This window comes from Methylobacter sp. (genome assembly GCF_023227905.1).
Taxonomy (GTDB): domain Bacteria; phylum Pseudomonadota; class Gammaproteobacteria; order Methylococcales; family Methylomonadaceae; genus Methylobacter_A.
Genome location: NZ_JALOCF010000053.1, coordinates 1 through 15,484, shown reverse-complemented (window position 1 = coordinate 15,484; position 15,484 = coordinate 1). Strand labels below are relative to the sequence as shown.

General features: G+C 49.2%; 14 protein-coding genes. All 14 read right to left on the bottom strand.

Features of this window, described 5'->3' with window-relative positions; translation table 11 throughout:
* Positions 1–364 precede the first annotated feature (364 nt).
* Positions 365–1,300, bottom strand: coding sequence for a glycosyltransferase family 2 protein (locus tag M0R47_RS17655; RefSeq protein WP_292557233.1), 936 nt, complete (start codon positions 1,298–1,300; stop codon positions 365–367).
* Positions 1,300–2,724, bottom strand: coding sequence for a glycosyltransferase family 1 protein (locus M0R47_RS17650; RefSeq protein WP_292557231.1), 1,425 nt, complete (start codon positions 2,722–2,724; stop codon positions 1,300–1,302). The genes M0R47_RS17655 and M0R47_RS17650 overlap by 1 nt, the downstream gene beginning before the upstream one ends.
* A 5-nt stretch (positions 2,725–2,729) precedes the next feature.
* Entirely contained in the window at positions 2,730–3,647 is a 918-nt protein-coding gene (locus tag M0R47_RS17645) for an NAD(P)-dependent oxidoreductase (RefSeq protein WP_292557229.1), read from the bottom strand.
* On the bottom strand, positions 3,647–4,378 hold the full coding sequence (locus M0R47_RS17640; RefSeq protein WP_292557227.1) for a class I SAM-dependent methyltransferase: 732 nt from the start codon (positions 4,376–4,378) through the stop codon (positions 3,647–3,649). Before M0R47_RS17640 ends, M0R47_RS17645 begins: the two co-directional genes overlap by 1 nt.
* A gap of 12 nt (positions 4,379–4,390) precedes the next feature.
* Positions 4,391–6,301, bottom strand: coding sequence for a carbamoyltransferase C-terminal domain-containing protein (locus M0R47_RS17635; protein ID WP_292557225.1), 1,911 nt, complete (start codon positions 6,299–6,301; stop codon positions 4,391–4,393).
* 91 nt (positions 6,302–6,392) lie between these two features.
* On the bottom strand, positions 6,393–7,709 hold the full coding sequence (locus tag M0R47_RS17630) for an ABC transporter ATP-binding protein (protein WP_292557223.1): 1,317 nt from the start codon (positions 7,707–7,709) through the stop codon (positions 6,393–6,395).
* A 185-nt stretch (positions 7,710–7,894) separates the two neighbouring features.
* Entirely contained in the window at positions 7,895–8,854 is a 960-nt protein-coding gene (locus M0R47_RS17625) for a GDP-L-fucose synthase (RefSeq protein WP_292557221.1), read from the bottom strand.
* 12 nt (positions 8,855–8,866) lie between these two features.
* Complete coding sequence (gene gmd, locus M0R47_RS17620) at positions 8,867–9,964, bottom strand: GDP-mannose 4,6-dehydratase (protein WP_292557219.1); 1,098 nt, start codon at positions 9,962–9,964, stop codon at positions 8,867–8,869.
* A 24-nt stretch (positions 9,965–9,988) separates the two neighbouring features.
* Positions 9,989–11,431 (bottom strand): mannose-1-phosphate guanylyltransferase/mannose-6-phosphate isomerase, encoded by a 1,443-nt coding sequence (locus M0R47_RS17615; RefSeq protein ID WP_292557218.1) that lies wholly within the window; start codon positions 11,429–11,431, stop codon positions 9,989–9,991.
* A 432-nt stretch (positions 11,432–11,863) separates the two neighbouring features.
* Entirely contained in the window at positions 11,864–12,718 is an 855-nt protein-coding gene (locus M0R47_RS17610; RefSeq protein ID WP_292557217.1) for an ABC transporter permease, read from the bottom strand.
* A complete protein-coding gene (gene rfbC, locus M0R47_RS17605; protein ID WP_292557215.1) occupies positions 12,715–13,260 on the bottom strand; it encodes a dTDP-4-dehydrorhamnose 3,5-epimerase in 546 nt (181 codons plus the stop codon). Before rfbC ends, M0R47_RS17610 begins: the two co-directional genes overlap by 4 nt.
* Positions 13,257–14,144 carry a glucose-1-phosphate thymidylyltransferase RfbA gene (gene rfbA, locus M0R47_RS17600; protein ID WP_292557213.1) on the bottom strand — a complete coding sequence of 296 codons (888 nt, stop codon included), beginning with the start codon at positions 14,142–14,144 and terminating at the stop codon, positions 13,257–13,259. The genes rfbC and rfbA overlap by 4 nt, the downstream gene beginning before the upstream one ends.
* Positions 14,144–15,043: a dTDP-4-dehydrorhamnose reductase gene (gene rfbD, locus M0R47_RS17595; RefSeq protein WP_292557211.1), complete on the bottom strand. Its 900-nt coding sequence runs from the start codon at positions 15,041–15,043 to the stop codon at positions 14,144–14,146. The genes rfbA and rfbD overlap by 1 nt, the downstream gene beginning before the upstream one ends.
* A gap of 138 nt (positions 15,044–15,181) precedes the next feature.
* Positions 15,182–15,484, bottom strand: a 303-nt coding sequence (locus M0R47_RS17590) for a GDP-mannose 4,6-dehydratase (RefSeq protein WP_292557209.1), incomplete at its 5' end; no start/stop codon positions are given.

The window sequence follows — 15,484 nt, the reverse complement described above, 5'->3', positions numbered from 1 at the left end:
AATACATCTTTATATGGTACTTTACGTTAAAACCATAAATCAATCTTTCTTTTTAACCGCCACCTCTCTGTATATCGTTTGGTAGCACCCAACCTTACCGCATAGAACTATGGACTGACTCTGACTTCTTCATATTTTTTAGTTTTTAGCGAGGATAAGAAGTAATGGCAAAAGGCTTAAGCAACTCAGAGAAGGAAAAGAATCTTACTGTACTCTTCACTAAACTTTCCAAAATTGATTTTGCTGAACTACGGGCACGGGCATACAGAATTCAATAAGCCACCACCCCGTAAACATCAAGAAAAACACTACTTCGACGCAAATATAAAAGATGTTCATATGTTTGCCGATTAAAGACAAGCCATTAGTAGTGGATATTCAGGCTCCGCCCAATTCGCCATCCCAGGTCTTCAATCACATGTTTACGCAAATACGGCAATATTGCAGCATGGATTTCTGCATCGGAGGGAACTCTTCCGAGCATGCGCTCTCTAATCCGAGTCATTTCTTGTATACCAACTCCTGATATTTCCGCTGACGTCTTTTGTTGCATGTGAATTCGGAACCCTCCTAAGAATCTAGGGAGACGAGCGAAACGTGCGCCCGCTTCGCGGAAGCGTATTAGCAAATCCCAATCCATTGCAAAACGGAAAGACTCATCAATCTCCCCGCCTGCCTTTTCCCAGATTCGCCTGCGCCAGAACATTGTTTCCTGCGGAATGAAGTCTGCCCATGAGAGTACTTCATCATCGTGCCTAGGCAACATCCAGCGGCCAATTTGTTTGTCGTCTTCATCAATCAGAATGCGATGCCCATACACAACATCGACTTCGGGGTGACGGTTGAAATAACTAGCCACGTAGGCCAACGACCCGGGGAACAAAAGATCGTCCGAATTTAACCAAGCCATGATTTCTCCAGAGGTTTTAGCGAACCCAAGATTAATTGCCTGGGACTGGCCGCTATCTGGGCGAGATTCCCAACCTGTCAACCTATCGGAGTAGCTTTTTAAGATTTCTTCAGTGCCATCCCGCCCCCCCCCGTCCTGAACAAAATATTCCACATTAGGGTAATTTTGATCGAGTACGCTCTTCATCGTCCGCTCTATGAATCCAGCCTGCTTGAAGGATGGTGTCACGATAGAAATTTTTGGGGGCTGACTGACGTGGACAGGTTTCGCATAATGCGCCGGAAGACGCAAATCTTTGGGGCCGTGCTGAATTAAATGCCCAAGCCTAAAAGAAAGGATAGCTCGCAACCGATGTCTTCCCTTTTGTACAGTTGAAACGACACGCTTCATTAAACATTCCCCTTATCTAAATTTAACAAACTGGAACGACAGGCCTCCAGTGCAGTGCTGAGCTCTTGAATGACCGCTTCTTTTTCTACGAGACTTTCCGTTAGTCGCATCAATCCCTCATGTTTTTCTTCGAGACTTTCCGTTAGTCGCACCAATGCCTCATGCTTGGCTTGGGCGAGCTCTTCTTTTTCGACTAGTTCTTCGTTTAGTTGCAGAATACGGGAAGTCTGATGCCTTTCCACACAAACAGATCTTCCTCCTGTCGAGGAGAATTTCCTTAATTCGTGTATATGAATCGCCCTGTCAATTAGACCCAGCAGTTTTCTTGCCGAATTAATTTGCCTTCGTCCTACTTCCTCTTGAGCTTTTCTTTCCGCGGTAACATCAGGGCCTGGCAGTTGCTCGATATAAGCCTGATCAAGAAGTACCGCAAGCTCCGAAGCTGATTTTGTGTCGAAGTAATGCACATTTGGAACTGCCTGTTCACGATGGACTTCCAGATCGGATGCAATCACCATTTTTCCTAAACCCCTCGCATCTTCCATAACAGTACTCCACCCCTCAAAAAGAGAGGGCTGCACTATCGCCAGAGATCGACGCATCAGTTGGATTTGATCAACTCGAGGAATAAATCCAAGTAGCGAAATGCGATCTCCAACCCCAAGCTCCGATATGAGTGATTTTAACTGAGCAAGCCAATCCTTGTTTCTATAGTCTTCCTCCGCTCCAGTACAAACAAGTTGAACCGGATGTTCCGTCAATGCAATAGCACGAATTAACATAGCGTGGTTTTTATGCTGCCAGAACTGATTACAGCAAATTAAATAGCGTTCAGGTAGCTGATAACTGCTTGCGGTAACGATAGGGTTCTGTTCAAAACAATCTGGATCAAAACGAGAAAAAAACGGCACAACTTCTACTTTCCCGCTGTACGGTGAATAGTACTGTATCAAATCTTTTTTCGCAGTCTCGCTGCTAACAACAATGTTGTCAGCAGCAGTCAAGACGAAGTTGGTCGCATCCTCGCGTAACAAAAAATCTGCCGCAGAAAATAGCTGTGGCAGGTGTCGATGCTGAAAGTCTGGCAACCAACTGGCATAGGCGTACCCTGGCAAACAATCAGAGTTAACCGGAAATATGAAATCAACGTGATCAGCAGCTTCATGAAACGTTCCAAACAAACGGGCTTTTTTCGAAATTTCTTCTGGCAGAGCTTCCATATAACCAATAACGATAAACCCATCCAATAGACTAAGAAAATAACTGTGTGCCGATAAATCACGCTCATGCGACTTGCCAATGAGCAGATAAAGTTTAGGCTGTTCATCTTGCGGCAGTGCTCTAAACGCCCGGATGATCGCCTCAAGGTACGTAATACCACCATGCCAGTGAGTTCCACCTACTAACGGGATGCCAATTCGCATACTCATCAACGCCCTTTCAATTCATGAACAAATTCATTACTTACTCGCATAAGCCCTTCTTCAATATTTATCACTGGATGAATGCCCAAAAGTTCAGCTAGCGAAGTATCCGCAAGCAAGCTCTGAGGATTACGCAAGCTTGGTTTTCCTGTGAATGAAAAGTCCATCTGGGGGGCCAATTGTTCAATAAGCCATTTTACTAATTCTACTAATTTCGTTGGTTGACCAGTACCCAAATTGATTGTACCTGTTTGCCGATACTGAACTAAATGCGCAATTCCTGTTACCACGTCGTCGATATGGATAAAGTCACGAATCTCATTGCCCGTGCCGTCGATTTGAATCGATTTCGAACTGTCTACAATCTTTCTACAAATATCGAAAATAACTTGCTTTTTTAGACCTTCACCATAAACAGAAAATGGACGGACTACTAACGTTGCCACACCGAATTGGGTTGCATATTGCTGAACCAATAATTCGGCCAGCCATTTGTTATATCCATAAACGGAAATAGGCTGAGGGATTAGGGTCTCAGTCAACCGATCCCCATTGCGGTCGCCATATACCGAAGCACTTGAAATAAGGATGAAGACGGTGTTTTTTGAATGCGTCCGTATGGCTTCTAGCATTTCAGCAACACTACATACAGTATTGAGGTAATCCTGATGCGGCGCTTCTTGCGCCTGGTATACCGTGGAGGCACCAACACAATGTATGAGTGTGTCAGGACTTTGTTCTGCCAGCAGGGGGCCAATTGCCTCTTTCGTTATCAGTGTTTGCAATGGTGAAAGCGTAGGTGGAAGTTGCACATGTGACATTGCCTGCCTGCTAAGCGCCAGCACATTGTGGCCTCTGCCAGCCATGCCTATGGATACGGCAGAACCTATAAAACCATTGGCACCGGTAACAAATATTTTCATTAAATTTGTTTTACGGCAAAAGCAATTCCGTACCCAGTCTCAACATACTCGTGAGTCAACAGATTTGGATGAGATGCAGTAGCGCGCCGCCAGCAATCGAGCAGATAGGGGTGTAATGGATGTGAAATGTCATCGAAAACCAATATTCCCCCTGGAGCAAGACGCGGAATTACGTTACACAGATCAGCGTAGGCACCCTCCTCAGAGTGATCTCCATCAACTGTGATCAAGTCGAATCGTAAATCGGACTGCTGTTCGAACAATGAAGGAATCAGACTGTGGCTACTGCCATTCAGGAAAACGACCTCGCCAGTATGTCCATTGCGACCTAATTCGCCGGCAACAAACTCTGGCCCCGGGTTTTCCATGCCTGCGTAGTTTTGCATCCACATATCGCAAGCCACGATGTTGACACTGGGACGGCCCCTAGCCACTACCGCACAAGATCGCCCACGGCGTATACCAATTTCCAGATAATTTTTTGGTTGATGTAGCTTCGCAGCAGCATAGAGGACATTGACAATGTCCAGATGCCACCAAGCATGTCCAAATTTATCTATTGCAGACCGGTAGTATTGGTCGACTTGTTTAACATAGTCGTCAGAAGCTAGGGCGGCATGGAACGGAAGAATCTCATCCCAAGCTGCTTGCGAAGTTGCATACCGTGCCAGTGTGGTTGGGTTTACATACTCTGTGTTATAGCGGGCAAAAATATCACTCGATTCTTTCATGTTAATCCTGTATTAGTGAGTGGAGCTCTGTTGTGCGGCTTGGCGGAAAGCATTAAGCGCCGCGCTCAACTCCTGAATGACGGCTTCTTTTTCCTCAAGACCTTTGTTGGCGGCGCTGAGTTCATTTTCCAGAAGCTCGTTCATTTCTTTTAGCTCTAGCGTTTTCTGACTAGGAAACCTCAATTTCTTTTGCATGTATTGAAATGCAACATTTTCATTGCCCTTGAAGGAAATGATTCCAACGCCTTCCATGTAGAGATAATCCAGCGCAGATTCGAAAAATCCTCTAAGTGCATCTTCTGGTGAACAAACAATCGGCTCTTCGTGAATGTTGAACGAGGTATTTACCAACACAGGTAGGCCTGTGAGTTTTTGATATTCGGTCAATGTCGCATGCACAAGAGGATTACACTCAGCGGTCACCAATTGCGGTCGCGCTGTTCCATCAACATGTACGACAGCAGGACATAGTGATTTTAATGAATCGGTGCAATTCACAGTGACCGTCATGAACTCCGCTGCGTGGCGCACTCGATCAATATTCAAATAACAAGCATCCGCATCTTCCATCCGACCAATCGGAGCAAACGGCATAAACTCGGTTCGATTCAACCGCTCGTTTAACAAATGATTAATGTCCGGGTCCGCAGCGGAAGCAAGAATAGAACGATTACCCAAAGAGCGCGGACCGAACTCCATTGCACCTTGGAAAACGGCTACAACAGCCCCCTCAGCAAGCAAAGCTGCGATGCTAGCTGCAGGATTTGCAGGAGCCTCAAAATAAATTCCTTTCCCTTCAACAACAGCTTTGGTTATCTCTGGAGGATAGGATGGACCCAAATACATGGATCGTAAAGGCGTCGGTTTGAAACTATGTTGTTTTGATAACACATGCCATGCAGCACCCAAGGCTGTTCCATCATCAGTCATCGGCGGTGCGACAAATAGCTTTTTAAAGCCTGCCTCACTCACACGCTGGTTTATTTTAACATTGGCAAAGAGTCCACCCGACAAACAAATATTATCGCTCGTCCACCCCAACTCCCTAGCTTTTGCTAAAATTTCCAAAATGTGAGATTCAGCCATATCTTGTATCGTCGCGGCTATTTCCTCTCGTGGATAAGCCAGTGCCTCTTTGCAGAACTCCTGCAATCGCGTGCCATTCGGAACAATGCGGGCACTGATTTCATCTCTGTATGGAAAAATCCAGCGCAGTGTGCTCTCCAGCTCCAAAAAACCTTCTTTCAGCCATTTATAAAACACGGCTCGGCATCGCTCACTTGGCTTCCCATAAGCCGCCAACCCAGTTACTTTGCCCTCATGCTTGCTAGCTGTAAAACCAAGCAATGCAGTTACGACCTGATAAAGCAGGGTGATTTTTGCGTAATGTTCCGCACTGAATTGATCCAGAGGAACAATCCCCTCTTTTCGATTAGCCCTATAAAGCCCTCCGAACCAAGGATCATTGGCCATACCTCCGTCATAATTTAAACACAGCGCATCTTCGAATTCGCTGCCCCAGAATGATGAAGCAACATGACTGATCCGATGACAAACAAATTCGACCTCACAAGGAATGCGCTTTACAAATTCATAAAACACGGGGTCATGTAACACATTAATACTGTGTGGCTTTGCTAGCCGGATAGGGTGCAATTGACTGACAAATTCAGTGGGCTTAACAAATTCACCATTTGTCGGAATTGCAACTTTTGCAATTCGATCCCATGGTAATTCATTTAGCAATGCGTAAGGTGGTCGACCATCTTGCTTGAGCCTAGAAAAACGCTCCAGTGCTGCCGCGTAAAGAGGAGTGCCGTCTGGCGAAACCAGCGCAAGAGCGGTATCGTGCATACCGCTATAGTTAAGCCCAAGTACACTGTCTTTGGGAATGCTTCTGTGTGAAAGTTGTCGTAACGACATGTTCAACCTACGTAATTAAAAATAAAATGCAGTGAAAATTCACAATTACCCGCTCAATAGTTAACATTGACACAAGCCACGGCTACCTATCCTATAAATAACAGCGGCACTCGACGGGCAAGCCAAATTGCCCAAGAAATGGTGCAATCTCATTTTCATAATCCCAAGTAATGGTCACTGGTCCCAAAGGAGGAGACTGTGCAAGCAATTCCCCCCTGTTTGGCAAGGTGGCTGGACCACAACAAGCTTCAAGAGAATACTGACCTGCTTCAAGAAGCATTGTTACACGCAGTTCGCATACCACGATTTTAAATTCGTCAGAACCACTATCATCCTTCGGCAGCGAGACTTGAGATGTATATGAACCCGCCACTGTGATTATTTGACCGAATTTATTTAGGATGTTTATCCCCGCATGACATTCGCTTGACAATTTGCTGACGTAAGCCACCGTTATGACGGTAACATCACCAATGCGGAAAGCAGCATTAGCTGCTCCATTCTTGTCACACACCGCAACAGCAAGCAATTTCCCTTCTGTATCTAGGGCTTGGCTTTCATTACGCCATAACGCATTTCTGAGAATCTTACTCATATCAGCAGTAGCCAATATGTTTTGCTCCGACGAAAAAGTTGCATCAGCCTGCACAGAGGTCACATCCTTAGACAAATATCTTCTAATTGCCTCCTGGCTATCCCCCATAAAAGCTGCCTTGCCCTTAATAAGATAGATAGATTTTGGGCAAAGGTCACGCACTGTCCCCATATCGTGAGATACAAAAAGCAAGGTTAAGCCGTTCTCACGCATTTTGCGCAGCCGAGCAAAACATTTTTGCTGAAAGAAGAAATCACCCACGCTCAAAGCTTCGTCAACAATGAGAATTTCCGGGTCGACATTAACTTGTATGGCAAACGCCAAGCGCACGAACATGCCGCTTGAGTAGGTTTTAACGGGTTGGTCGATAAAATCCCCGATGTCGGCAAATCCCAGGATATCATCAAGGCGCGCGTCGATCTCTTTCCCGGTAAGGCCTAAAATCGCCCCATTCAAATAAATGTTTTCCCTGCCTGTAAAATCAGGGTTGAAGCCTGAACCAAGCTCCAGCAATGCCGCGATACGGCCATTAGTCTGAATGCTGCCACCAGTAGGATTGAGCGTGCCGCATATCATTTGCAGCAGGGTGGATTTGCCACTGCCATTTCGCCCAATTATTCCAAAGGCGTCACCTTTTTTAATTTCAAAGGAAACATCTTTAAGCGCCCAGAACTCATGGAAATATTGCCTGGGCGCCTGCCTGACCAGCCTCTGCAAAGCAGGAACAACAAACTGTTTGAGTCGATCACGCGGCGCATCATAAATATGATGGCACTTGCTGAGATTTTGAACACGGATGGCTATATCGGTCATAAATGAAGTTAAATTGATGCGCCGCGTATTATACCGAAATTATGCAAACTTTGCTGCGTCATCAAGATTGACTCAAATAACCGCGCAAAAACCTCTGCACTAAACGCTTTTTCGGCAGTTTCAGCATTGATTGTTTGATAGTTAAGAGGCATCTCTTTTCAGCGTCAACCGTGTAAGTTACGACGTTACGAGCAGCGTGTGACAAAATCGCTATAAGCCAACTGCACGCCCTCACTCAGAGGAGTTGTTGCTTGCCAGCCCAAACTGCGGATCTTCGATACATCCATGATCTTGCGCATCGTATCATCAGGCTTGCTGGTATCTTGCACGAATCTGCCTTGATAGCCCACAACCTCGGCGATCGTTTCCGCCAATTCGCGGATGGTCAAATCTTCGCCGGAACCGACATTGATGAGCGGGCAGCGCGACGGCTCGACAAGCTCTTCATAGTGCTGCGCATCCAAGGTGGCAAGGAATACGAGCGCATTGGCAAGATCATCCACATACAGAAATTCGCGTTTAGGCGTACCGCTGCCCCACAACACCACTTCTTTCGCACTGGCTTTTTTGGCTTCATGCATTTTTCGGATCAAAGCGGGCAATACGTGAGAATTATTCAGATCGTAGTTATCGCCAGGGCCATACAAATTTGTCGGCATGGCTGCCAGCCACTTGGTGCCGTATTGACGATTGTACGACCAGCACATTTCGATACCGGCAATCTTTGCCAAGGCATAAGGACGGTTGGTCGCTTCGAGCGGACCAGTGAGCAAGTATTCTTCTTTGATCGGTTGAGGACAGTCGCGCGGATAGATGCACGAACTGCCCAGAAAAATCAGGCGGGTCACGTTGGTCTCATACGCTGCACGGCAGATATTGGTCTCGATCAGCAGATTGCTCATCAAAAAGTCTACCGGATACGTGTTGTTAGCATGAATGCCACCGACTTTGGCAGCAGCCAGGAACACTATCTCGGGACGTTCTTGCTCAAAAAATTGCCGAGTGGCCGCCGCATCTTCCAGTTCAAGTTCCGCATGGCTACGCGTAACCAGGTTGGTATAACCCTGACTATGCAACTCACGCACAATGGCACTGCCAGCCAAACCGCGATGACCCGCAATATAAATTTTGCTTTGCTTATCCATGCTCATAATGCCTTATTCGTGATAATCATAAGCGGCAAAACCGTGCTTCTTAACCAGCTCATCGCGGGAGGCACTCTTAAGGTCTTCACGCACCATTTCTGCCACGAGCTCATGAAAAGTGGTTTGAGGAGTCCAGCCGAGTTTTTGCCGGGCTTTGGTCGGATCGCCCAGCAGGGTTTCCACTTCGGTGGGACGGAAGTAGCGCGGATCAACTTGGACGATGCATTTGCCAGTTTCTATGTCGTAGCCTTTCTCTTCCACTCCTTTGCCTTCCCAGCGTACTTCGACGCCAAGTTCTTTAGCGGCAATGGTGACAAATTCACGCACACTGTATTGCACACCGGTAGCGATAACGAAGTCTTCGGGCTGCTCTTGCTGCAACATCAACCACTGCATTTCGACGTAGTCTTTTGCGTGGCCCCAGTCGCGTAAGGAATCCATATTGCCGAGATACAAGCAGTCTTGCAGGCCGAGCTTGATACGTGCCAATGCTCGTGTGATCTTGCGGGTGACGAAGGTTTCGCCACGAATCGGGCTCTCGTGGTTAAACAAGATACCGTTGCATGCGTAGATACCATACGCCTCTCGGTAATTGACGGTGATCCAATAGGCGTACATCTTGGCTACAGCATACGGACTGCGCGGGTAAAACGGTGTAGTTTCTTTTTGCGGTATCTCTTGCACCAGACCGTACAGCTCGGAGGTGGAAGCCTGATAAAAGCGGGTTTTCTTCTCCAGTCCCAAGATGCGGATAGCCTCAAGAATACGCAGGGTACCTATACCGTCCGCATTGGCGGTATATTCTGGGGTATCAAACGAGACAGCAACGTGGCTCATGGCGGCGAGATTGTAGATCTCGTCCGGCTGCACCTGCTGGATGATGCGGATGAGGTTGGTGGAATCGGTCAAATCACCATAGTGCAGCTGAAAATTAGCGTTATCGACGTGTGGGTCTTGGTAAAGGTGGTCGATGCGGTCGGTGTTGAACAGGGACGAACGACGCTTAACGCCGTGCACAATGTATCCCTTCTTCAACAATAACTCGGCCAAATAAGCACCGTCTTGCCCGGTGATACCTGTGATTAATGCCACTTTATTGGTTTGATTCATTTCAAAACTCTCTTTATTAAATTGCTATCTACCGTAATGGTCTTCATAACGCTGGAGGTCGTCTTCGCCCAGATAATCGCCAACTTGAATCTCGACGATATGCAGTGGCTCACTACCGAGATTTTCCAGGCGATGCTTCGTGCCAATCGGAATATATGTGCTTTGATTCTTGTGCACAGTGATGACTTCGTCACCATTGGTGACTGTGGCTGTACCGGACACCACTACCCAGTGCTCGGAACGATGAGCATGACTTTGCAGACTGAGTCGCGCTCCCGGCGCGACCTCAATGCGTTTAAGCTTGAAACCATCAGAGGCTTCTTCCAGCACTGTATAGCAGCCCCACGGACGATTCACTTTGGCGTGATAGATATGCTCGGTTGCGCCCTTCTCTTGTAGCATATCCACCACCTCGCGCACGCGCTGGGTCTGGTCATTCTTTGAAATCAACACAGCATCTGCCGTCTCAATCACGCATAAATCTTCCACTCCGATGGCAGCGACTAAGCGTTTTTCAGCTCGGATCAGGCTGTTTTTACACTCCACCGCTATGATATTGCCTTGCAACGCATTGCCATGTTCGTCTTGGGCGGAAATCTCGTGCACGGCATGCCAACTGCCGACATCGTTCCAACCGATGTCACAAGGGATCAGCGAAACACGATCTGACTTTTCCAGCACTCCGTAGTCGATTGAGATTGAGGGCATGGCGCTAAAATGGCGCTCCACTGCCTGCTGGAACATCGCGCCAGCACGGTTTTCAGAAAGAATGGTTTCCACAATCTCATGAACTGCCGGCAAATGCTGTTTTATTTCGGCAAGAATTACCGATGCGCGCCACACGAACATACCGGAATTCCAGTAGTAACCACCCTCTCTCAAGAAATATTCGGCAGTTTCCAGATCGGGTTTCTCAGTAAAGCGTTCCACCTTGTACACCTGCATGTCTTCCGTGTGCTGTGCCTTGATGTAACCGAAGCCGGTATCGGGGTGTGTTGGTTCAATACCAAAGGTAACCAGCCTTCCGTCTTGCGCAGCCTGAATAGCGACCAGCAGATGCGCACGAAAACGTTCCTCGTCTTTGATGATGTGATCGGCAGGCAGCACAACCATAATGGGGTCGGCTCCTTTAGCAGTCAAATACGCTGCCGCCAAAGCAATAGCAGGTGCTGTGTTGCGCCCTATGGGTTCATAAAGCGTTTTATAGGGCAGCAGCGCTTGATAAGCCTCGCCCTTAGCATGCGATTCCTGCGTAACGATCAACACATCCTGTTTCTGTATCGTCGGCGACAAGCGATCAATGGTGGTTTGCAACAATGTTGCCTTGCCATCCAGCGCAAGGAATTGCTTGGGTAGATGCTGACGCGACAAGGGCCACAACCTGCTGCCGCTCCCACCCGCTAGGATAACCGCGTGAATTTGCAGCGTGTCAGGATTGATCATTCGGGATATTGCGGTATCGGTCATATTTTGTTGATGCTCTCATGGTTAATTAATGTGATGCTAAAAATATCATGCACCATTCTCTCCAATCACCTGCCGAACACAGGCATAAAACTCTAGTGCCTAAGTATTCAAAGCAGGCTCTGATTTTATTGACACATTATAAGAAAAGTCATCTATACATTCTGCAATATGCCGGAAACGCCCTTGTTTATATTGGTCCTTAGTTGTGTACCAAACACACAAGCCTAATTACGGAGGACATAAGAAATGTCTTGGTTGAGCAATTCTCATCTAGCATCGGTAGCATTTCGTCCCTCACTCTGTGCATCCGGACTATGAAATTATGTCGCCTCCTCTCTCGGATCTGGCGATTTCTTGATTTAATATCATAAGGCTAATAATAAAACAAACGACAAACCTACCACATTACCGAAACGTACATAACGATTCGGATTAGAGAACATCGGCAAAACCCTTTCTGGTTTTTTGGAACCAGGCATAGCCTAACCAAGCGACTACTGTAGCGGCGAAAGTGTAAATCCCCAATCCTAGCCAATCCGGCAAGTGCCCCCAGATCAACACTTCTCGCGCTTGCTCGATGATAAAGGTGAGCGGGTTAAGCATGATCCAGGCGCGGAACTTTTCCGGCAGGGTACTTACAGGATAAAAAACAGGTGAAAGAAACATCATGACGGTGGTAATGATGCCGATGGTTTGCCCAACGTCGCGCAGAAATACGCCCAAGGATGCGAGCATCCAGGCAAGCCCAAGGGTGAGAATGACTAATGGCAGTAGTACGAACGGCATAAAAACTGCCGTCCAGTGCAGGTATCCATTGAACAGGATAAAAGCAGTGAGTAACACACCCAAACTAATCAAGCTATGGAATAGTGCAGCTCCCATGGCAATGACTGGCAAAGTTTCTAACGGAAACACGACTTTTTTAACGTAATTGGCATTGGAAAGGATGAGCGACGGCGCACGATTTAGTACCTCAGCAAACAACCCATGCACAATCATACCTACAAATAACACCACCGCAAACTGAGTTTTGCTCTCTTCATCTCCAATACCCCAACGGGATTTGAATATCACGGAGAAAACGAAAGTGTATACGGTCAACATAAACACCGGATTAAAAAACGACCACGCCAAGCCCATTACCGAGCCTTTATAACGTCCTACCACTTCGCGCTTTGTCATTTGCACGATCAGCTGGCGGTTGCGCCAGAGACTTTTAACCAGCGCTAAAAGAGATGTAGGGTGAGCCGCATGGGGATTAATTCCCATTTGGGAAGTGGCGGTCATGCGAAGTGCTCCGCTTCTATCAATGCTTTGGCTTGTCGGTCTTTTGCGGACAAGGCAGGCTCGCCGTGGATGGGCCATTGAATACCGATGGCAGGATCATTCCAGGCAATGCTGCGCTCGAATTCGGGCGCCCAGTAATCGGTAGTTTTATAGAGAAACTCTGCGGTATCCGAAAGCACAACAAAACCATGTGCGAAACCCTCGGGTATCCACAACATGCGCTTGTTTTCGGCAGACAGTTCCAGGCCAACATGCCGTCCAAAGGTGGGCGAACTGCGCCGAATGTCCACGGCCACGTCAAAAACCGCGCCCTGCACCACGCGCACCAACTTGCCCTGGGGTTGCTGGATTTGGTAATGCAGGCCGCGCAGCACGTTTTTCACGGAGCGCGAGTGATTGTCCTGCACGAAATCGACCTCACGTCCGGTAAGCTCAGCGAATTGGCGGCGGTTAAAGCTTTCAAAAAAGAAGCCGCGCTCATCGCCGAACACGTTGGGCTCGATGATGAGCACGTCGGGAATAGGGGTAGGGATAACTTTCACAGATGACTCTCCTCTTTCAGCAGGCGCTGCAAGTAGCGCCCGTAGCCGTTTTTAGCGAGCGGGAGCGCCAGTTTGCCCAGTTGCTCGGCATCGATAAAGCCTTTGCGGTAGGCAATCTCTTCCGGGCAAGCCACTTTCAAGCCTTGGCGGTGCTCGATGGTCTCGATGAAGTTGCTGGCTTCAATCATGCTTTCGTGGGTGCCGGTATCGAGCCAGGCATAGCCTCGCCCCATGATTTCCACATTGAGCTGGTTGCGCTCCAGGTAAATGCGGTTCAGGTCGGTAATCTCCAGCTCGCCCCGAGCAGACGGCTTCAGGTTGGCGGCCAACTCGACGACCTGATTATCGTAAAAATACAGGCCGGTGACGGCATAGTTACTTTGGGGGCTTGCCGGCTTTTCTTCCAGACTGGTGGCGAGGCCTTGGGCATCGAAAGCCACGACGCCATAGCGCTCAGGGTCTTGCACGTGGTAGGCGAAAACGGTTGAGCCTTGTTGGCGCGCCATGGCCTGCTCAAGCTGGGCGGGCAGGTCGTGGCCGTAGAAGATGTTGTCGCCCAGCACCAGGGCGCTGGGGGCATTGCCGATAAAGGCTTTGCCGATGATAAAGGCTTGGGCCAGACCATCCGGACTGGGTTGCACGGCGTAGTGCAGGTTGAGCCCCCAGTCGCTGCCGTCGCCCAGCAATTGCTCAAAGCGCGGTAAATCCTGCGGGGTGGAGATGATCAGGATGTCTCGAATGCCCGCCAGCATCAGCGTGCTGAGCGGATAGTAGATCATCGGCTTGTCGTAAATCGGCAGCAGTTGTTTGGAAACGACTTTGGTCACCGGGTAAAGCCGGGTGCCGGAACCGCCGGCGAGAATGATACCTTTGCGTTGGGTCATTATTGTTTCTCAAGAATTTCGGTCAGCATACGGGCCATGCCGCTTTGCCAATGGGGTAGGTTGAGCTCGAACGTGTTCCGCAGTTTGCCGGTATCCAGCCGCGAGTTTTTAGGACGCGGGGCCGGCAAGGGGAAGGCGCTGGTCGGCACGGGCTGGATGGCCTCTGGCGCAACCTTGATTTTACTGCCCGCCTGGCGGGCATGCTCAATGACAAAACCGGCGTAGTTGTGCCAGGACGTGTGGCCGCCGGCCGCCAGATGATACAGGCCGCTGACTTCCGGGCGCGGCAACGCCACCCGAAGGGCATGAGCGGTGATATCCGCCAGCAGATCGGCGCCGGTGGGCGCGCCGATCTGGTCGTTGATGACGGTCAGTTGGTCTTTCTCCCCCGCCAGCCGCAGCATGGTTTTGGCAAAGTTAGCGCCGCGCGCGGCATAAACCCAACTGGTGCGAAAGATCAGATGCCGGCAGTCCGTAGCGCGAATAGCCGCCTCGCCTTCCAGTTTGGTTTTGCCGTAGACGCTCAACGGTGCGACCGGGTCGGTTTCCAGCCACGGTTTGTCGCCACTGCCGTCGAACACGTAGTCGGTGGAATAATGAACGAGCCATGCGCCGCTCCGCTGGGCTTCTTCGGCTAACAGTCCGGGTGCCAGGGCGTTGATGGTACGGGACAGATCGGGTTCGCTCTCGGCTTTGTCGACGGCGGTATAGGCGGCGGCATTGACGATGATATCCGGGGCGACGGCGCGAACGGTTTTAACGATGCCGTCCGGATCGGTGAAGTCGCCGCACAGATCCTGGCTGTCCGTGCCCAGCGCCACCAGCTCACCCAACGGCGCAAGGCTGCGTTGCAACTCCCAACCGACTTGGCCACCTTTGCCGAACAGCAGGATTTTCATGTCGAGCTATCCCTGCTCGACACCCTTCGGGCGGCTGCGCCGTGTAAATATGTTCCCAACATATTTTTCATGTCGAGCTATCCCTGCCCGACACCCTATGGGCGGCTGCGCCGTGCAAATACGCTTTCGACGTATTTATCATGCAACACGCCCCGTGTAATTCTTTTCAACCCATTCGCGGTAAGCGCCGGATTGCACGTTGGCTACCCAGTCCTGATTTTCCAGGTACCACTGAACGGTTTTGCGTATGCCGGTGTCGAAGGTTTCGGCCGGCGTCCAGCCGAGTTCACGCTCTATCTTGCTTGCATCAATGGCATAGCGGCGATCGTGGCCGGGGCGGTCCGTGACATAGGCAATTTGTTCCCGATAGGGCTTGCCGTCGGCTCGGGCGCGGAGCTCGTCGAGCAGTGCGCAAACCGTGTGGACGATGTCGATGTTGGG

Coding starts and splice junctions, on each gene's coding strand:
- M0R47_RS17655 (WP_292557233.1), bottom strand. CDS start 1,300: ATGAAGCGTGTCGTTTCAACTGTACAAAAGGGAAGACATCGGTTGCGA.
- rfbA (WP_292557213.1), bottom strand. CDS start 14,144: ATGACCCAACGCAAAGGTATCATTCTCGCCGGCGGTTCCGGCACCCGG.
- M0R47_RS17630 (WP_292557223.1), bottom strand. CDS start 7,709: ATGACCGATATAGCCATCCGTGTTCAAAATCTCAGCAAGTGCCATCAT.
- M0R47_RS17645 (WP_292557229.1), bottom strand. CDS start 3,647: ATGAAAATATTTGTTACCGGTGCCAATGGTTTTATAGGTTCTGCCGTA.
- M0R47_RS17640 (WP_292557227.1), bottom strand. CDS start 4,378: ATGAAAGAATCGAGTGATATTTTTGCCCGCTATAACACAGAGTATGTA.
- gmd (WP_292557219.1), bottom strand. CDS start 9,964: ATGAATCAAACCAATAAAGTGGCATTAATCACAGGTATCACCGGGCAA.
- M0R47_RS17635 (WP_292557225.1), bottom strand. CDS start 6,301: ATGTCGTTACGACAACTTTCACACAGAAGCATTCCCAAAGACAGTGTA.
- rfbD (WP_292557211.1), bottom strand. CDS start 15,043: ATGAAAATCCTGCTGTTCGGCAAAGGTGGCCAAGTCGGTTGGGAGTTG.
- M0R47_RS17625 (WP_292557221.1), bottom strand. CDS start 8,854: ATGGATAAGCAAAGCAAAATTTATATTGCGGGTCATCGCGGTTTGGCT.
- M0R47_RS17650 (WP_292557231.1), bottom strand. CDS start 2,724: ATGCGAATTGGCATCCCGTTAGTAGGTGGAACTCACTGGCATGGTGGT.
- M0R47_RS17615 (WP_292557218.1), bottom strand. CDS start 11,431: ATGACCGATACCGCAATATCCCGAATGATCAATCCTGACACGCTGCAA.
- M0R47_RS17610 (WP_292557217.1), bottom strand. CDS start 12,718: ATGACCGCCACTTCCCAAATGGGAATTAATCCCCATGCGGCTCACCCT.